Below are 19,048 nucleotides of genomic sequence, written 5' to 3' on the forward strand. Positions count from 1 at the left end.
GTATATTTTGATGACAATCAAAAAACGTCAAATTCTCTCCCCCTCTCCCCTGATCCCCATCGGACCCTCAATCGCCATACACAATCTATATGAGCAACAGCTTAGCGAACAATCTGAATTCATATTCAAGTTTAGCAACGCCCTCAAAAAAAAATCGGACTTGGTATTTGATACTGCACGCGCTAGCGATCGCAAAACTATTATACCACTTTCATAAAAGAGTGCTACAGTTAGTAGATATCACGATCGCAGCAGTAGTGTTGATTATAGAGCAATACGGTTTATTTAGGACGATGCAGGCGGTAAAAGATTATGAACAATAAATATTCTTGTTTGCTTCGTTCCTATTTTCGGACAATCTTAAGTGAACCGTATTGAAATACAAAATCTTAAATAAACTAACTATGATTATACAGTTGGTGATTAAAAACAGTCCCGACTTATTGTAAAATACTTTTCTTAAAAAGCCTGTAAACAGCAGAGAAAATGCCAGAACAACAAGAAGTATTGGAGAAGTCTCAGGAGAATGTTGATTGCTAATTCCCTTGATGCACGATACAGAAGTCACAAATATCGGTTAATTTCGTTAAATCAATTACACTAATGATTGGTCAACTACCCATCACCAAGCGGAGTACCTCTATGGTGTGGGCTTGTATCTGAGCTCCACCGCAATTCCGAGAATCTAGAGAGAATCTCAGCTTTAGTTTCACGGCCCGACACATCGCAAGGATGCTGACAAGCTCCCCGTACTCATCCAGTCTTGCCGGACAAGCAACGCTCTCATGGCAATATTTCGCGCACCAATCAAATCAGCGTGTAATTCATGACTACAACATTCGCATCGAAACAATAGTCCTTTGTTTGGTCTATTGCCATCCGAAGTATGCCCACATTTAGGACAACTTTTCGACGTGTAATGAGCCGGAACTTTCGTTGCTAACGAACCATTTAGGTTAGCTTTGTAGTCAATATACCCGTGCAATTCGGAGTATGACCATTTAGCTTTGTTTCGATTAGCCCCACGTCTCTTCTTGCTTGCCTTGTTGCCCGATTTAGTTCTAGTTCTGTCCCGGATTCCGGTGAGGTTTTCTAGTCCAATCAGGGTGTTAGGCTTTGCAATATCCTTACTGATTTGGTGGTTCACATCAGCGATAAACCGTCTCTCTCTCCCAGATAAAGCGATTAATCTTCGCTTCGCTGAACGAGTGTCTTTACGCTGAAGAGTCATCCGTGCTTTATGGTAGCGGTTAGCTTTGTGTCTAACATCTGAACCTGAGTAGAATTTAGACTTATTTTGCAAGTCTGTTTCCACCGCTAAGTAGCGCATACCCACGTCAACACCAGAGACTCTAGTTATTTTCAGTGGGTCAATTTTAGGCGTTTCTACTTCGATGCTGACCATTAAGTAGTAGACCTTAGAAGAACGCTGATAGACAATTTTAGCCGCTCCAATATGAGCATCATTGGCAATTAAGTCTAAATGCTTGTTGTAGCCATCATAGGAGACAACTATTCGACCTTGCAGCGTGATAATACTCACTTGCTGCTCGGTCTTAAAAGAGTAGTCCTGTTGATAGTTTAGGGTACAAGTTCGAGATATATATTTGGGGGCTTTGTCTAACCCTTTATACCGTCTCTTAGTGTAGCATGAAGCAATAGCATCGTTAGATTGTTTTACCTTAGTCCACAAAGTTTTGTAAGTTCCAGAAACTTGTCTGGGTACGTTGCAAGCCATTTGGGCTCCCAGTCCAAAGTTCACCCGCAGTTCGTTGTAGACCGCTTTTTGTAGCTTAGCACCATTGCTGGTTTTACCTGCGTCAAAAGCGACTTGTGAAGTGTAATTCAAGGCATCTCGGTAGGCTAAAGTAGTCTGAGACACCAAAGCTTTTTGCTCGGCTGTCAGGTTTAGTTTTAGCTTGGCTGCGATCGCTTGGGACATTACATTCACAAACTCTGGTGTTATCGTATTTGGTGAAAACTAATATTGCAATAGCGGAAATCAAAGATTTGCTCGGCAGTCAGGCCTGGCGCGCATTCCTCCCGTCACTCAACGGAGTACAGTTAGAGTGCGGGACTCCTCCTGTCTAGTTGAACTTCAACATCCCAATTTTCGATTACCAATTTCCCAATGACTCGCTTAGCCACAACAATAGAAGCCATACTTTACCTTAAAGGTCAGCCGGTCTCAATAGCAGAAATTGCCGAGATTGCTAAGTGCGATCGACCTGCCGCCGAAGATGCCATTATTGAACTCATGTCTGACTCTTCCCGCCGCGACAGCGCCCTAGAAGTCGTCGAAACTCCCACGGGATACAGCCTACAACTGAGAGACGAGTTTGCCAATTTGATGCAAACTTTGATACCTCCAGAATTAGGTGTGGGAGCTTTGCGGACGCTGGCGGCGATCGCCCTCAAAGGCGGCATCGCGCAGCCGGATTTAGTGAATTTGCGGGGTTCTGGAGCTTACCAACAAGTGCAGGAACTGGTAGAAATGGGCTTTGTTCGCAAGCGGAAGCCTACCGACGGGCGATCGTATTGGTTACAAGTTACCGAGAAATTTCATAGGTACTTTCAAGTAGACCAACTCCCCAAACAACTGCAAATTGACTTTCAGGCAAATTTGCACCGAAGCAATGACGAGTAGTTTGAAGTAGAATGTAGCCAGCCAGAAATTAAGAATCGCCAAATGGTTTTTCACCCTGACTTTGACCCAGACAATGCCCAACAAACCGCAGTCAACCCACTTCTGAAGTACCTCCAACACCAATCTCCCGAGGTTCTAGCCCGCATCGCCAAGTCCGCCAGCCCTGAAATCAAAGAAATTATCTCTCATAACGTCCAAGGACTTGTCGGGGTATTGCCTTCAGACAATTTTAATGTCCAAATCACCACCGACCGCGAAAATTTAGCAGGTTTGCTAGCTTCCGCGATGATGACAGGCTATTTTCTCAGGCAAATGGAGCAGAGGATGCACCTAGAAGAAAATTTAGCCAGCACGAGTTCGATTAAACCAAACTCTCCTAAAGAAAAGTAAACAGATCAACGGTTTGCCGAAGCCATAAAGATGAATGTTGTTCCAAAAATAAACAATCCTGGACGGACAGGGAATTAAGAAACCGGGTTTTTAATCCTATGTACCTCGCGACAGACGGAGGATTTTAGTAAAAAACCCGGTTTTTGTGTCGGGAACGATCGAGCATCAGATTCATTCTCCCTCGCCATCTCCTCGCGCGATCGATCGTCCTTCTGTAAACTCTCAACCTGTATGCTGCATCCTGTCAACTGTTGAAATTATCCACCGGCGGGGCTAGCGGATACGGGAAAAGCACCCGGACGTACTTTAATTTTCTGAACTTGACCCAAACGGTTAATTTCCACTTCTAGTTCTTTGCCGACAGCAGCGTTTTCCACCCGTTCTTGCACGTCTCCGGGAGTGTTGACCGCAATTCCGTCAATTTTTTGAATCACATCTCCGGCGCGCAGGTTGGCTTTTTGAGCGGGGGAATTTTCCACCACTCGCATTACGGCTACACCTCGATCGAGGGTGATTTTATTATCTAGTTGTTTGTTGACTTCTGCTTTGGTGGCGGGAGTCAAGCCGATCATTTGAATGCCGAGATAGGGATGTTCGGCTTTTCCTTTGGCGAATAACTGATCGGAAACTCGTTTGGCCGTTTCGATCGGAATTGCAAATCCCAAGCCCTGAGCGTCGGCGCGAATGGCGGTATTGATGCCAATTACTTCGCCTTGGTCGTTGAGCAGGGGGCCGCCTGAATTACCGGGGTTGATGGCTGCGTCGGTTTGGATGAATCGGACTCGTTTGTCGGGGATGCCGACTTGGGAACTGGTTCTACCCGTGGCGCTAATAATGCCGACAGTCACGGTATTGTCGAGACCTAAAGGATTGCCGATCGCGATCGCCCACTGTCCGGGTACAATATTGTCCGATCGACCCAAAACAACCTGCGGCAGTTCCTTAGCATTAATCTTAACCACAGCCACATCCGTCAGCGGATCGACACCCTGCACCTTACCCTCAAACTCGCGGCCGTCTTTGAGCGTCACCTTCACAGTATCCGTACCGGAGACAACGTGAGCATTCGTCACGATGCGGCCGTCAGCAGTCAGAATAAACCCCGAACCGGTGCCGCGTTTGATTCGTTCTTCCGGCTGCGGCAAATTGTCCCCAAAAAACCGGCGAAACAAAGGATTTTTGAAAGCTTCCGGTACTTGATTCGTCACCTTGCTCGATGCGTCAATCCGCACGACTGCCGGGCCGACTTTTTCGGCTGCTTCAGCAATAAAATTAGGATTGGTGCGATCGACTGCGCGATTTTCTAGAACCGGAGGAGAAGCATAGGGCGGGATTTGCTGCCGCACCACGGGCAAAACCGATCCAGTTTCCAGATAATTTGGGGCTTGCAGGTAGCGATTCCCCAACCATCCGACGCCTCCGCCGATCGACAGCAAAGTCACATAAAGGGTCATTTGCTTAAAAGATAAACTCATATTTAACAACTCCCGCTGAATACCTCATCCCCGCAGAAACCTTTGGCATCGAGCATTTTTGTCTTGGCCGCAGGTTAAGGAAGCGGGGCGAGGCTTACCGCTTCCTCAAGAACATAGCTGTTAACAGACAAGTGCTGATGTGCCCAACAAGCAAAAATTGCTTGATTTTCAAACAGCCAAGAAAACCAATAATTCTTATCGTAACTTGGCTCGGCCTGGGATTTGCGGTATCGGGTGCGACTAGAGCTTTCAAATAGGCACTTTCACTAGGCGAAAAAATTGTCAATTCTCCCAAATGAATATTTTTTTCCGTGCATATTGACTTTTAAACGCTGATTTTTGGTCATTTGTGCGATCCTAAAGGTCGATCGCCCCTGTTAGGCGATCTTGCCGCCAATCCCGGGCCCGCCCCTGAAAATCTCGTGATTTTTTACCCCCACCGAGTCAAAAATCACAGTCCCGGACGATCGCGCCGGGTCAGGAATCGCTCGTTACCACGAAGAGCCTGGTAATGCAGGTGCGGAGGCTCTGCCTCTGTTTACCTCGCGGCTTCTGGATAGAGAAAAACGTGACCGATGTTTAAATTCTTAAATTTTCGTTCCTCAGAATTGTATTTTAACCCTCAACTATTGTCCTATAAATTTTACTAATAATCTAGTTTATTTGACTCATAAAATGCGGGTAAATTTTCCATCCATCTAGCACATAAAAGCTGTTGGGAATGTTAAAGATCGCCGTATTGCCTTGTACTCTAGTAGTTTGTAATTGTTGCCCTCCGGTTTCTAAAATGATTTCCAAACCGTTTGGTGTTTGATTGATTCGCAAACCTGTTACTTCTACAATTGACTGAGATATTTGGACAACAGGGGCCCTGGAACTTGAATTGATTCTGACGTTTTCCCTGGCATACAGTGCCTCAGCGCTGATAATTGGCAGTTCTATTTCGTTCAGTTTGGGAATATCTGCTGTTGCAATAGATGTTGCTTTGGTTTCGGCGGCTGGTTGCATCGCCCGATCGCCAGACGGCAATTTATCGAGGGTGCCGTCAGAATTAAGATGAAAATTAACCTCAGAATTCACCGGAAAATTAAATTGTTCGTACTCCACAGATCGCGCTACAGATAAGTCAGAAGTTTCTACTTCCGATTTGTGCGCGATCGGCTGTGGGGATTCCCTCGCACTATCCCTCTTGGAGTTTAGACTAAGCACAAATTGACTCAGCATGAACTGAGTCGAAGCGCGACAAGTATTGTGGGCGGCATAAGTTCACGGTACTCCATAGAACTTTTTGTCCCCGATGAGGTAAAATAAAATGCCCGATATTGTTGATATTATTGAAAGACGAGATCAGTGGAAAATCAGCGCCCGCCGTCAATCAAAGATTGAGTGAGACTGCTAAAGGACGCAGCCATAATGATTGGAAAGATAAGCCCGTGGCGAGATTTGAACTCGCGACTTCCTCCTTACCAAGGAGGTACTCTACCCCTGAGTTACACGGGCATAAAAGATTAAAAATTTTAATTTAACATTTTTAATTTTTAACTTTTATGTAAATTGTGGTGGGCCGGGCTGGATTTGAACCAGCGTAGGCGTAGCCAGCGGATTTACAGTCCGCCCCCATTAACCGCTCGGGCACCGACCCATTTGTACCCACAGCTATACACCTTAGCAGCTTCATCTTGATTTTGCAACATTACATTTACAATTCTAATCATTCGGCTCGGAACCGATAAGTCAGTTAGCGGTAAACTGGAAAATCGAACAGGATATTAAAAGTTAGGCATAAAACAAGACTTAACGCTTTTTTGTGATTGCGAACGTCCGCGTGTTAGCGAAGCGATCCGTTCGCCGAAGGCGTTCGCGAAGGGTAGGAAAGCGATCGCAGTATATATTTTGCACCTGGTTTTACAGACTGAACAGTCTTAAGTGAACCGTATTGAGCTATAAAACAATGAATTCACAACTTTCGACGTTTTGGAACTTGCCTGCCGATCGGGTGCTGACTCAGGTGAAGTCTACGCCCGCAGGTTTAAGCAGTCAGGATGCTCAACAACACCTGAGCGAATACGGCGCGAACAGTCTGAAACAAAAACAGCAATCGAACTCACTGACGCTGTTGCTCAACCAGTTTAAGAGTCCGATTATCTTGATTCTGATTTTTGCTGCTGTGCTGTCGATCTTTCTGAAAGATGCGGCAGATGCGATCATCATTTTGGCGATCGTCCTAATTAGCGGATTCTTAGGATTTTGGCAAGAACGGGGAGCGAGAAATGCTGTTGAGAAGCTCCTGGCTTTGGTGCAAGTAAAAGCCACGGTGTTGCGGGATGGTAAATCTCAAGAAATTCCCAATGAACAGGTGGTTCCGGGTGACATTGTGTTGCTTAATGCTGGCGATAGCATTCCCGGTGACTGTCTGATTCTGGAGTCGAAAGATTTGTCGGTGAATGAAGCGGCGCTGACTGGGGAAACCTATCCGGCTGACAAACTCAGCGGTGTTCTGCCCGCAGAAACCGATCTGGGTAAGCGCACTAACATCCTTTATATGGGTACCAATGTCATCAGCGGTACTGGCAAAGCAGTGGTGGTGCATACCGGAAAGGAAACTGAGTTTGGTAAGGTATCGGAACGATTGAAACTTAGGCCGCCGGAAACCGAATTTGAAGCGGGACTCACCAAATTTGGCTACTTTCTGATGGAGGTGACGCTGATTCTGGTTGTCCTGATTTTTGCGGCAAATGTTTACCTGAAACGCCCGGTTTTGGAATCATTTCTATTTTCCCTAGCGCTGGCGGTTGGCCTGACTCCTCAACTTCTACCTGCCATTGTCAGCCTCAATTTGTCTCGCGGCGCTAAGCAAATGGCGAAAAAGCAGGTGATTGTGAAGCGGTTGGCTGCGATCGAGAATTTTGGCAGTATGAACGTGTTTTGTACGGATAAGACGGGTACGCTGACGGAAGGGGAGGTGAAAATTCACTCGGCGGTTGATGTGGATGGCAAGGAGAGCGATCGGGTTTTGCTCTACGCTTATTTGAATGCTGCATCTGAATCTGGCTATGTAAATCCGATCGACCAAGCGATTCGTCAACACAAGACATTTGACATCTCTGCCTATCAAAAGCTCGATGAAGTGCCCTACGATTTCAACCGCAAACGCTTAAGCATCCTGTTTAAACAAGAGAATACGCATCTAATTGTCACCAAAGGAGCACTCAAAAATATTCTGGATGTCTGCTCAACGGTAGAGACGGTTGAGGGGAAAACGATCGACATTGCGCCGCAGCAGGACAAGATTCAACAACGCGCTGAAGAATTGGGCAGCAAAGGATTTCGAGTATTGGGAGTTGCTTACCGCAATTGCGATCGCGATTCCTTCAGCAAAGACGATGAAACGAACATGACATTTATGGGCTATCTTGCCCTGTTCGATCCACCAAAAGCAGGTATTGCTGACACCCTCCAAGAATTGATAGCCCTGGGAATCACCCCGAAGATGATTACGGGGGATAGTCGGGCTGTGGCGATCAGTATCATTCAACAGATAGGACTACCCAAACCAAAGGTTTTGACTGGTGCCGAGCTCCAAAAACTCAGTGATGAAGCGCTACTTCATCGTGTTGGAGAAACCAATGTCTTTGCTGAAGTTGAGCCGAATCAAAAAGAGCGGATCATCATCGCGCTCAAAAAAGCGGGGAATGTGGTTGGCTATCTCGGAGACGGTATTAACGATGCCTCGGCGCTTCATGCTGCGGATGTGGGCATTTCCGTTGAGAGTGCGGTTGATGTGGCGAAGGAAGCAGCCGACATTGTGCTGATGGAAAAAGACCTAAATGTTTTGGTTGAGGGTGTGAAGGAAGGACGGGTGACGTTTGCTAATACGCTTAAATACGTGTTTATGGCAACGAGCGCTAATTTCGGCAATATGTTCAGCATGGCAGGCATTTCTCTGTTTTTACCCTTTTTGCCGCTACTGCCCAGTCAGATTTTGCTCACAAACCTGTTGACTGATTTTCCTGAAATGACGATCGCCACGGATCGCGTAGACAAGGAATTGGTAAACAAACCCCGCCGCATGGATATCAAGTTCATCCGCAAATTTATGTTGGTGTTTGGTTTACTCAGTTCAGTCTTTGATTATCTGACGTTTGGAGCATTAATATTTCTGCTGCACGCCAACGAGGCGCAATTCCGAACTGGTTGGTTTATGGAATCGGTGATTTCTGCATCCATGATTGTGCTGGTGATTCGGACGCGGCAGTCGATTCTCGCGAGCAAGCCGGGAAAGTATTTGTTGATGGCCACGATCGCGATCGTCATGATTACACTCTTCCTTCCCTATACTCCGCTTGCAAGTTTACTGGGATTTCAATCTTTGCCGCTCGAATTCCTGTTGGTACTGGCAGCAATTGTCGGACTTTACATCCTCTGTGCAGAAACTGTTAAACGAGTTTTCTATCAACACATCCACTCTTGACAATTCACAATTCACCGCATCAATCCCTTGTAAGCTAAGAATAAAAACATGATTACTGTCCACCATTTGAACAACTCTCGCTCCCAGCGAGTGCTCTGGCTGCTAGAGGAACTCGACCTAGAGTATCAAGTCAAGCGCTACGAGCGCGATCCGAAAACAATGCTCGCTCCCGCGTCGCTGCGTGCAGTGCATCCACTCGGCAAGTCTCCCGTGATTACCGATGGTGCGCTGACTCTGGCTGAATCCGGTGCGATCGTCGAATACTTAGTTGACCGTTACGGTGGCGGACGACTCGCTCCAGAGCTTGGCACGCCGGAACGGTTGCGATACATCTACTGGCTGCATTATGCTGAAGGCTCTGCGATGCCCCCGCTACTGTTGAAGCTAGTCTTTGACCAAATCGAAACAAGTCCGATGCCGTTTTTCGCTCGACCCATCGCGCGGGCAATTGTGGCTCGCGTCAATAAATCGTTCATTGAGCCTCAAATCGCACTGCATCTGGGTTATCTAGAAGCAGAACTTGAGAAAAGCTTATGGTTTGTTGGTAGTGAGTTCACCGCAGCCGATATTCAGATGAGCTTTCCATTGGAGGCGGCCACTGTACGGGCAGGGTTGGACAGCAGCCGACCGAAACTGATGGGCTTTCTCGATCGCATTCACGCGCGTCCCGCATACCGCCGTGCATTAGAACGTGGCGGGGCCTACGATCTGCTGAATTAAACGGTTTATACCCTTTCAAGCGAAAGATGAGGTACTGTCGGCCAAACCGGCCAAACCGGCCAAACCGGCCAAACCGGCCAAACCGGCCAAACCGGGCATACCTCACTTTTTTGAGAAAGGCTATATCGCGGATGTAAACCACCAAGTCAGTAAGGAGATTGCAAAACCTAACACCCTGATTGGACGATAAAACCTAACCGAAATACGGGACAGGACTAGGACTAAATCGGGTAAGAAGGCAAGCAAGAAGAGGCTTAGAGTCAATCGAAATAAACCTAAATAGTCTTAGGCCGAATTGCATGGGTATATTGACTACAAAACCCATCTAAATGGTTCGTTAGTAACGAAAGTTCCGGCTCATTACACATCGAAAAGTTGTCCTAAATGTGGACATACTTCGGATACTAATAGGTCGAATAAAAGGCAAACAGGGCATTGGGCGGAGCGAAGCGGAGGGATTGGGCGAGCGCGAAGCGGAGGGATTGGGAATTGGGAATTGGGCGAGCGCGAAGCGGAGGGATTGGGCGAGCGCGAAGCGGAGGGATTGGGCAAACAGGGCATCTTGCCCGAAGAGCGAAGTCGAAGGCTGGGCTATGGGCATACCTCACCACGCTTGAGAACCGCTATAAATGCACTTGGTAGATGAAACGCCTGCTTACTTGGTACACCGAAGTGCACCAAGTAAGCAGGCTAAGCCCAAATCCCTAATTCAATAATTCGCCGGTTTCTTGCAGGGAGTGCAGGCGGCGGTAAATGCCTTGTTGCTTCAAGAGTTCGTCGTGGCTACCAATTTCAACGATTTTACCGCCGTCTAATACAACGATCGCATCGGCTTCGCGAATTGTACTCAGTCGGTGGGCGATAATTATGGTGGTGCGCGTACCCAAAATATTTTGCATGGCTAGTTGGATCGATCGCTCCGATTCATAATCCAAACTAGAAGTAGCTTCGTCAAAGATTAACACGTCCGGCTCCACCAACAAAGCCCTAGCAATTCCCAACCGCTGCCGCTGACCGCCGGACAAACGCATTCCCCGCTCCCCGACAACGGTATAGTAACCTTGGGGCAACAAGCCGACAAACTCGTCTACTCTGGCGATGCGACAAGCTTCCTTAACTTGCTCAAAAGTTGCTTTCCGGTTGCCGTAAATCAAATTTTCCAAGAGAGTACCGTTAAATACGTCTACTTCTTGATGCACGATGGCTAAACGCTTGCGGTAGCGAGTCACGTCTAAGCTACAAATGTCCTCGCCGTCGATCAGAATGCGCCCGGAATTAAGCTCGAAATACCGAAACAGCAGTTTAACTAATGTTGATTTCCCCGAACCCGATCGCCCGACTAATGCTACAGTCTGGCGGGGATGAATTAATAAATTTACATCCTGCAAAACCGGCTTTTGGCGATCGTACCCGAATGTCAGCCCGCAAAATTCGATTTTGCCAGTAAATTTATAGGGCGATGCCGATACAGCATTTTCCGTTGCTAAATTGCCTGCATCTACACCGTCTGGCAATTGCATAAACTCGTGAAACCGGATCATTGAAGAATAGCGGCGGGCCAATAATTCGGCGATAATGCTAATCGGACGCAGTTGGGAATAGGCCATGCTTGCTAAGGTGTAAACCGTAACAAAATATCCCAGAGATATCTGGCCGGCGACTGTTGCTGCCAAACTAAAACCGAGAACTGAAAACAGGCAAAACTGGACGATGGTCTGCTGGTATGTCCCCAGGATGACGTATCCTTTGTGAATGCGGTTAACTACTACTTTCAATTCGCGATCGAGTCTGGTTGTTTGTCTTTTTAGTTCGTCTGTTTCCGTCGCAAATGCTTTGACTGTTTTGATGTTGGTAATAATTTCTGAGTTGCGGCTTTCGGTATTTTCGATGTATTCATCCAAAATTGCTTCGCGCTGAGTGACTTGTCGGAGGCTTTGGAGGGTGAAACTGAGGATAAAGAGGAAGGAAACCAAAATTAATAAGCCGATGCGCCATTCAATTAACCAGATAACTGCAAAGATGCCGATTAAGCGCACGACTTCGGGGATGAATTCACCGGCAATTTCTGGGTAAGTCCAAGTGTGGTTGGCGATGCCTTTGGCGATGCGGCTGGCAATCCGTCCGGCGTTGTTTTCGTCGTAGAATTCTAGGGGTAAGGTGAGGATTTTGCCGATCGCTCCTTTCATTCGATCGCGCCGCGCTGTTAATGGTAGCGCCCAGTGGAACCAATTTCCCACCCAAGGCTGTATGGGTGCTTTGGCGACTGTTACGATAAAAATCAAGCCCAGCAAGACGGATAAGGATAATATTTTGCTTGGTGACTGCTGGGTAAGTGAGGCGATCGCTGCGATCGATTTTTGCGTTATTGTATCTGTAGGTCGATCGGACAATACGTTTAAGATTTGCCCGATCGCGTAGGGTACGGCTAAATCTGCGATCGCAAACAGGCTGGATGCACCGATGCTCAGAACCGAGGTTTTCCAGTAATTGTTGTAGTATTTGATGATGTCCTGAAAGCTTGCCATAAATTTCTTGTGAGATACAACCCCTTCCAAACACTTGAGTTTGATAATTGCGCGCGATGGCGACAGAACTACAATTATACTACAAAAGTAGTCGGCGGGGGAAATCTATGGGATAACAGCAGATAGGCTCAGCTAACTCAGGAGTGCGATCGCTGATTTGGCATAAATATGATGGGGAAGGGCGATCGATCTGCTGCACTCGATAGATCGCCCGCGATGATATTTCAAGCGTTGATGCAGCAACAGGAAACCACAGATTAACGTTCCTTGACGCAGATAGTTTCCCCAAGAGCGATCGAATTAATGCAATGCCGAACTCAGTTGTGGTGTCGCAGAAGTCCTTGTACTTGTAGTTTTGGGCAACAATTGATTTAGCGCATCGCACAAGTATTTTTTCACGGTGTCCCTGCTTGCACCCACGCCACTGGGAATGGTAAAAATCATCTCGACAGTTAACAGATTGCCATCCTCTGAGGCAAATACATCGATCGGCAAAGCGCGCTGAAAAGCTGTTGCGGGATTTTCTGCTTTCATCACACCCATGCTGACATCAGTGCTGACAGTCTTGATCCCCTCGCGGGCTAAAATGGGTCGCAATTGCGAAAATGCTTTTTCTACTGATAATCCCTCAACCTGAACCCGCGCCGAAAAGGCAGCACCACTGAGAAAGTCGCCTTTTTTTTGAAAGCTTTCCTCGCAGGTTGCGGCCACAGCGGGGCTAGCTAAACACATGAGAGCAAACGTCAAGAAAATCGATCGCATAATATTAAGTTACAAGTATAAAAGCCTCATCAAGCTCAGGATAAGCACCACATAAGAGTTTGGCAAGTGCTGTCTGAGGGCAAAAAAATATAGAAGACAGAATTTGCTGAAAATTCTGCCTTCTGAGCAATGCTTTCTAATTCTTAGGTTCTCAGTGCTGGAGGCGCGCGAACTCAAAAACCCGGTTCCTGCCTCAAGTATCTCCCGAATCTATCGACGATTTTTCTGAGAAACCGGGTTTTTGCATAAGTCCTAGTTCTATGCGCCTGTTAGCTGAAGGCGTAGGCTGATTGCATCGCCCACCAGATCAGGAAGCCGATGCCGCTGCCAATGACGATCGCCGAAAGCCCGATCGCGATCGGGCTGTCAGCTCCTTTGAACTTCATGATTCCGCGATTTAAGTCTGACATGAGCAGTGTTCTCCCACGATTGCAGCTTGATTGTAGCCTTGCCTTGGGCGGATGACGGTTAAAAGCACTGCAATTACTGATTTTTTTAACAATCAAGCTGCTGCAAATTCAGGCGGGGCGCGGCCCGGCGCGCTGTCTGAAGTGTCTGAAAAAAAAACTTACAAAAAAGACTTGACAAATTCGGAGAATTGAGACATTATAGTTAAGACCGCAGGAAATGCGGGTGTGGCTCAGTGGTAGAGCGTCACCTTGCCAAGGTGAATGTCGCGCGTTCGAATCGCGTCACCCGCTTTAGAAGATGGAAAAAATCAACAAAATGCAAAAGTATCAAAAGAAACTATTTGGTATACTCCCAGAAATGGTTGAAAATACCTAAGTTAGTGGTACAATTGAGTCCAGAACTTGCAAGTCAAAATTGCTGGTCTAGCTTCGGCTAGAAACAAGCAGTTGAAAGCCTCTGGCAGAATTGACAAGCTTGATAAAGTGGATATGTTAACGATTATTTTTGCAAAAACGCTTTTTTTATCCGATCGCTCGTGCCATCCCAAAAAGCTCAAAAAATTGACTTAAACGATGAGTACCCGTGCCCTTGCCGGCGCAAGGGTCGTCTCGTACCCATAACGCTGACAGAAGCCTTTGGCTGCAACCGCTGTCAGCAAATATTTGTATTGGACGAAAGCGGACAGGTGATCGAACAACTATCAACAAACTATCCTTACAAGCAGGCTTGGCGCTGGACGGGGAAGCAATGGAACAGAGCGAATCCGGGTTTGAAAACCCACTACTTGCCACTGGCGCTAGGGATGATTTTGGTCCCGCTAGTGATTTGGTTGCCCCTGGCGCTGAACTCGCCCGGGCCGAATGTGATTCTGTGGGCAATGGTCGCCGTGCTGCTAGCAATGCTGCCGGCACTGATGGTATGGCTGGCTTACAGGCGTTAGTTAAATGATAATAGAAGAATTTAGTCATTCATCAGATGGGGCAAATGTTGCCCGTCGCGCTTATCAAGCTTCTTTGGACTTGGCGGCGACAAAAAGCACCGATCGCGCTGCTGGTTTGCAGGCGATGGCGAGATCGCTAAAAGACAGACAAAATGACATTTTAGAAGCAAATACTCTGGATCTAGAAGCGAGTCGCGATATGGCGATTCCCGACTTGATTGTGGAGTGGCTGAAGCTGACACCGGAACGGATCAAGACAACTGTCCAAATTCTGGAACGGTTGGGGGAAATGCCAGATCCAATCGGCAGAGTGATCAATGCTTCCTATCAGGTCGATCGCTGTCAAGTATACTGTCAATCGCTGCCGCTGGGGGCGATCGCCCTAATTTACGAGGCGTTTCCCGAGTTGGGGGCGATCGCGGCGGGTTTGTGTCTCAAAACCGCTAACAGTTTGATTCTCAAAGGTGGTAGCGAAAGCTGGCAAACTAATAGTGTAATTGGAGAAGCTTTGATCTCGGCGATCGATGAGGTAGGTTTGCCGTCAGGATGTTTGCAGGTATTGCCGCCGGATCGGGGCGCTGCAATCCGCGATTTGGTGACTCAAGACCAATATCTCAATTTAATTATTCCCTACGGCAGACCGAGTTTGGTGCAGCAGGTGGTAAGGCTGTGCACTGCACCGGTGTTGCGATCGGCAATGGGCAATTGCTACCTCTATTGGTCGCCGACTGGTAGTTTGGAAATGGCAAGGTGGATGATTTTGGACAGCCATCAAAGTGTGCCAGATCCGGTAAATGCGATCGAGAAAGTGCTGATCGATCGCAACCAAAAGCCTTCTTCCTTAGTCAGGCTGTGGAACAGTTTAAAAGAAAAAGGCTTTCAAATTAGCGGAGACGCAGATCTCGTCGCAGATTTCCCAGAGTTGAAGCTGGCTGAACCCTACGAGTGGACTCAACCTTACTTAAACAAAACCATAGCGTTTAAAGTTGTCGATAGTTTAGAAATTGCGATCGGCTGGATCAACCGCTACAGCAGCGGCCACGCTGACTCCATCGCCACTGAATCTTACTTAGAAAGCCGCCAATTTGCTCTAGATGTCAACAGCGCCTCAACTTTTATTAATGCCTCCCCTCGGTTTTGGCGCTATCAAAATCGGGGAGATGCGATATTTTTGGGAATGTCCAACCAAAAAGGTTATCGCCGGGGATTAATCGGGCTAGATACGCTGACGACAATTAAAGAAATTGTTCAAGGTAACGGACAATTTTAAGGTAAGTTGCTTCTTGTGAGCTATATCAATTCTCAGAAAGATGAGGTGCTGTCGGGCATAGGGCATAGGGCATAGGGCATAGGGCGAGCGCGAAGCGGAGGGATTGGGCATACCTCACTTTATTGAGCACAAATCATATCAATTTCGGTTGCACTCAAACATGATTGTTGACAGTTAACTCGATTTTATTATTCTGATGCAACCGGAAACGATATTATTGGTTATTGGTTCACAATCCGATAACTTATATATACCCTTATTTTCAATAAGCTGTTTGGAAACGGAATCTCCGGCTTATTTCACAAGAACATTAAATTTTTGCAGAACAGGCAAACCTGTTGCTAACAATCCTGCAATATCTCAGATACAATTAACTGTAGAAAGTTATTGAGTGACATCGAAATACTCTTATCCAAAACATGAAATCAGAAAAAAAACTCAATACTCTAGACAAGACTGAAACACCGACCTTAAGCGAAGAAACGCTAATTCACCACTCGGTATATGTTAAAAAATTGCGCCCGCTGCTGCCATCAGATGCCTTTGAACCGAATTCAAGCAAGTTAGGGATACTGCTGATAAATATCGCGATTTTATTGTTGGGATGGGGAATTGCTGCTAATCTCGATCGCTGGCCAGTCTATTTTTTATGGCTTTACTTACCCTTAGCCGTCATCATGGGCAATAGTATCACAGTTTTGCTGTTTAGCTCCCACGACTTGATGCACGGTAGCGTTCAGAAAAAGTCGCGCCTGACTTATCCGATCGCCTTTTTTGGCCTAAGTATGCTGTTCATGCCGCCTACTCAGTGGAAAAATCTGCACAACCTCGTACACCACAACAACACCAATTCTGCTGCAGATCCCGATCGCAATTACCTGTACCAGCAGCCCGACACCTGGGGAAAATGGATTCAAAATCTGTTTGTACCGTCGGTGGAAGTCAATCCGCTGTGGTTAATTGTCGGGATGGCAGGTTCCTGGTTTGTACACAATTTCCGCAATCTCACCTCGATACTGTTATTCAACGATAAATCTGTCGATTACGTACCGGCTGCCTTTACAGTTAGTCCGAAAGATAGAAGAACGATCGCCTTTGAATGTCTGGGAATTGTCGGAATTCACCTGAGTATCTTGTTCTATCTAGAGTTTAACCCGATTAAAGTAGCTCTTGCCTACATTTTGCCGATCGCGATCGGTCATGGGGCCGCCATGTTCTACATCTTCACCAATCACATGGGCTGTCGGATGACCGAGATTAACGACCCGCTGATAAATAGTGCTTCGCTGCGGGTTCCTAAAATATTTGATGTCCTGCACTTAAATTTTTCTTACCACACAGAACATCACATTTTTCCCAGCATCAACTCAAACTATTACCCGATGGTGCAAGAGTTGTTGCAAATTCACTATCCCGGCCGCATGAATTTAATCGATGCTGGAGAAGCTTGGCGCTTGTTGATGCAAACCCCCAGACATTACAAAGATGAAGTCACCTTCACCGATTCCTCTGGAACAATGGCCGTGAATTGCAGTATTCTGGAAGAATACAAAGGCTGATATAGTCATATTTTAATAAGTAAGGTGCGCGAGCGCACCTTACTGCTGGTCAACAGTAAAGAGCGAAAACTTAATAACTTAAGCACCTCCTACAGCTTTCTCTCCTGTAAGTTTCGAGATAAAAGTCGGCTATTCCTCGCCTATCTACGTTATCAAGAAGATCCTGGTAACAAGCAATATCATTTCCGTTTGATGCAGAATTAGAGCATTTTAAGTTTTGTCGGTACGGGTGCGGTTAAATATTTGATAAAGATCGAAAAATTATATAAACCCGCCCCGCCCCTACTACAATTCCGATGTTACCGGATTTGATATAATTAGCCGGACATGAGATCAAAGCCTGTCCGGGAATGCTAGCGATTAGGCGCGAACCATTAAATATTGACCGTTACCGTTATATTCGCCGTCGCAACTCGCGAAATTAGACACAAACCAAATCAAGTAAAACCGCCAGATGCGACGAAATTTGGCATAGTCGATGCCGTAGTCTAAATCTTTGACTGTTGCCTGAGAATCGTCAAAGTTTTTCAGCCAGTTAGCAAAGGTTTTGGAGTAATTGTATCCGTTGATATACCATCTTTTAATGGTTTTGAGGTCTTTGTTGTGGCTGGAACATCGTATTTCCAGTAACGGCCGTGGGGGAAAATGTATTTGTGGGTGAAAACGCTGGATATATTGTTGGGAGTGCGAACTGTGATGATGTGAATGAAAACTTTGCCGTTATCCTTCAGGAAAGATTCCAGCTTTTGGAAAGCTTTCCTTAAATTGCCTATATGCTCAAAAACTCCGATGGAGAGAATTGTGTCAAATTTGGTCTCGAAGTTGGCGTCGTTCAAATCGCCTTCATATAGGGTAAATCGACCGGAACTAAGGTAGCTTTCGGGGTCTTGCATCTTGTGCCGCATATACTCGCATTGGTGGTGGCTCAAGTTAATGCCGGTAAACTGGACATTGGGGAATTTGGAAAGAATGTAATTGGGAACGCAGCCCCAACCGCAGCCAAAGTCTAAAATATTGTCGCCATCTTGTATCTGTAGCTTTTCAATGACATCATCAATCATCTGCATTTGTGCTTGTTCGAGATTGGCGGCTCCTTTTTCCCACAATCCCATGCTGTATTTAGGATAAATGAGTTTGCTGTCGCCTAACATCGGATTCAGCATGGCTTGAGGTAAGTCGTACTGAATCTTCATTAAATCCCGCGGCCCTTCGGCGGTATGGTCTGTTTCTGTTAGTACCCATTCGTAGGGTGCGAGGAGGGAGGGAAAATACTTAAAAAAGACTGGCATACAGGTATCAAAAAGCGATCGCAATACAGAATCCGGTACTTCTAAACCGTTGATATAAGACTCTGCTACTGCCATTTGCACCGCGTTAACTGCACTGACTACGAAGCGAGTTGCTCCGTAGGCGATCGGGCTTTTGGTGTGTACATCTCCCACGATAGGGATGTGTTTTTCGATGCTTTGTAGAACTGTTGATGAACTCATGTTTATACTGTTTTTAAAGATGCTGCTATTCTATCTCACAAAAATTTGCTGGCCGTTATAGGGTCAAAAATCTGAAACTATTACTAATTAAGGTTTTAAGAACTAAAGCCTGCTAAAATATAAAAATATGTGACTGAAAGGTCGGATTAGGCAACGAATTTATCAGGCTTTCAGCCCGTATTAAACTATTAAGAATAATTTAATTTTGTCAATAAAAGTAACGCTAGAAAACAGAACTCCCAACTCTGGAACATCTTGAAGAAGTTGGGGATATAATGGCGATCGAGTGAGGCGATCGTTTTCTGAATGTCGCGTATCGGGCCTCAGCTTGGCGGTTGAGTTCGGAAAATAAGAGAAAATCCTGATACAGTTAAGAAATCAGGGCATA

The 19,048-nt window shown here is 46.4% G+C and carries 16 protein-coding genes, 3 tRNA genes and 1 pseudogene; 11 read left to right on the forward strand and 9 right to left on the reverse strand.

The window, feature by feature from the left end; all coding sequences use genetic code 11:
* A partial coding sequence (locus IQ263_RS28585; protein WP_228050088.1) for a hypothetical protein occupies window positions 1–217 on the forward strand: 217 nt, incomplete at its 5' end.
* Between the two features lie 492 nt (window positions 218–709).
* Here IQ263_RS28585 and IQ263_RS15640 read toward each other — a convergent pair.
* Complete coding sequence (locus IQ263_RS15640) at window positions 710–1,942, reverse strand: RNA-guided endonuclease InsQ/TnpB family protein (RefSeq protein WP_228050094.1); 1,233 nt, start codon at window positions 1,940–1,942, stop codon at window positions 710–712.
* Window positions 1,943–2,131: 189 nt separating this feature from the next.
* Here IQ263_RS15640 and scpB point away from each other — a divergent pair, with 189 nt between their 5' ends.
* Both scpB and IQ263_RS15650 read left to right on the forward strand, forming a co-directional pair.
* The gene (gene scpB, locus IQ263_RS15645; RefSeq protein ID WP_194068233.1) at window positions 2,132–2,647 is read left to right on the forward strand and encodes an SMC-Scp complex subunit ScpB; all 516 of its coding nucleotides are present in this window, start codon (window positions 2,132–2,134) and stop codon (window positions 2,645–2,647) included.
* A 42-nt stretch (window positions 2,648–2,689) separates the two neighbouring features.
* Window positions 2,690–3,037, forward strand: a complete 348-nt coding sequence (locus tag IQ263_RS15650) for a DUF760 domain-containing protein (protein ID WP_194010056.1) — start codon at window positions 2,690–2,692, stop codon at window positions 3,035–3,037.
* Window positions 3,038–3,294: 257 nt separating this feature from the next.
* Here IQ263_RS15650 and IQ263_RS15655 read toward each other — a convergent pair whose 3' ends face one another.
* From IQ263_RS15655 to IQ263_RS15670, 4 genes are all read right to left on the reverse strand, one after another.
* Window positions 3,295–4,512, reverse strand: coding sequence for an HhoA/HhoB/HtrA family serine endopeptidase (locus IQ263_RS15655; RefSeq protein WP_194068234.1), 1,218 nt, complete (start codon window positions 4,510–4,512; stop codon window positions 3,295–3,297).
* Between the two features lie 654 nt (window positions 4,513–5,166).
* Window positions 5,167–5,721, reverse strand: a complete 555-nt coding sequence (locus IQ263_RS15660; protein WP_194068235.1) for a hypothetical protein — start codon at window positions 5,719–5,721, stop codon at window positions 5,167–5,169.
* Between the two features lie 219 nt (window positions 5,722–5,940).
* Window positions 5,941–6,012 (reverse strand) — tRNA-Thr (locus tag IQ263_RS15665).
* 57 nt (window positions 6,013–6,069) lie between these two features.
* Window positions 6,070–6,154 (reverse strand) — tRNA-Tyr (locus tag IQ263_RS15670).
* A 309-nt stretch (window positions 6,155–6,463) separates the two neighbouring features.
* On the opposite strand from IQ263_RS15670, the gene mgtA reads away from it, so the two are divergent.
* The 4 genes and pseudogenes from mgtA (at window position 6,464) to IQ263_RS15690 (ending at window position 10,320) form a co-directional block, all read left to right on the forward strand.
* Window positions 6,464–8,983, forward strand: coding sequence for a magnesium-translocating P-type ATPase (mgtA, locus tag IQ263_RS15675; RefSeq protein ID WP_194068236.1), 2,520 nt, complete (start codon window positions 6,464–6,466; stop codon window positions 8,981–8,983).
* A gap of 48 nt (window positions 8,984–9,031) precedes the next feature.
* A complete protein-coding gene (locus tag IQ263_RS15680; protein ID WP_194068237.1) occupies window positions 9,032–9,703 on the forward strand; it encodes a glutathione S-transferase in 672 nt (223 codons plus the stop codon).
* Window positions 9,704–9,998: 295 nt separating this feature from the next.
* Window positions 9,999–10,064 (forward strand): annotated as a pseudogene (locus IQ263_RS29865) (hypothetical protein); the annotation flags it as partial.
* Between the two features lie 25 nt (window positions 10,065–10,089).
* Window positions 10,090–10,320, forward strand: a complete 231-nt coding sequence (locus IQ263_RS15690) for a hypothetical protein (RefSeq protein WP_194068238.1) — start codon at window positions 10,090–10,092, stop codon at window positions 10,318–10,320.
* 87 nt (window positions 10,321–10,407) lie between these two features.
* Here IQ263_RS15690 and IQ263_RS15695 read toward each other — a convergent pair whose 3' ends face one another.
* The 3 genes from IQ263_RS15695 to IQ263_RS15705 all read right to left on the reverse strand — a co-directional run bounded on the left by IQ263_RS15695 (window position 10,408) and on the right by IQ263_RS15705 (window position 13,400).
* Entirely contained in the window at window positions 10,408–12,228 is a 1,821-nt protein-coding gene (locus IQ263_RS15695) for an ABC transporter ATP-binding protein (protein WP_194068239.1), read from the reverse strand.
* 300 nt (window positions 12,229–12,528) lie between these two features.
* Window positions 12,529–12,960, reverse strand: coding sequence for a hypothetical protein (locus IQ263_RS15700; RefSeq protein ID WP_228050090.1), 432 nt, complete (start codon window positions 12,958–12,960; stop codon window positions 12,529–12,531).
* Between the two features lie 299 nt (window positions 12,961–13,259).
* The gene (locus IQ263_RS15705; RefSeq protein ID WP_194010048.1) at window positions 13,260–13,400 is read right to left on the reverse strand and encodes a hypothetical protein; all 141 of its coding nucleotides are present in this window, start codon (window positions 13,398–13,400) and stop codon (window positions 13,260–13,262) included.
* A 219-nt stretch (window positions 13,401–13,619) separates the two neighbouring features.
* Here IQ263_RS15705 and IQ263_RS15710 point away from each other — a divergent pair.
* The 4 genes from IQ263_RS15710 to IQ263_RS15725 all read left to right on the forward strand — a co-directional run bounded on the left by IQ263_RS15710 (window position 13,620) and on the right by IQ263_RS15725 (window position 17,170).
* A tRNA-Gly gene (locus tag IQ263_RS15710) sits at window positions 13,620–13,691 on the forward strand.
* 245 nt (window positions 13,692–13,936) lie between these two features.
* Complete coding sequence (locus IQ263_RS15715; RefSeq protein WP_194010047.1) at window positions 13,937–14,341, forward strand: hypothetical protein; 405 nt, start codon at window positions 13,937–13,939, stop codon at window positions 14,339–14,341.
* Window positions 14,342–14,345: 4 nt separating this feature from the next.
* On the forward strand, window positions 14,346–15,611 hold the full coding sequence (locus IQ263_RS15720; RefSeq protein WP_194068241.1) for a glutamate-5-semialdehyde dehydrogenase: 1,266 nt from the start codon (window positions 14,346–14,348) through the stop codon (window positions 15,609–15,611).
* A 419-nt stretch (window positions 15,612–16,030) separates the two neighbouring features.
* Entirely contained in the window at window positions 16,031–17,170 is a 1,140-nt protein-coding gene (locus tag IQ263_RS15725; RefSeq protein WP_194068242.1) for a fatty acid desaturase family protein, read from the forward strand.
* 527 nt (window positions 17,171–17,697) lie between these two features.
* Here the strand turns inward: IQ263_RS15725 and IQ263_RS15730 are convergent.
* Entirely contained in the window at window positions 17,698–18,660 is a 963-nt protein-coding gene (locus IQ263_RS15730; RefSeq protein WP_228050091.1) for an SAM-dependent methyltransferase, read from the reverse strand.
* Window positions 18,661–19,048: the final 388 nt, after the last annotated feature.

It is taken from the genome of Tychonema sp. LEGE 06208, assembly GCF_015207505.1.
In the GTDB taxonomy this organism is placed as follows: domain Bacteria; phylum Cyanobacteriota; class Cyanobacteriia; order Cyanobacteriales; family Microcoleaceae; genus Microcoleus.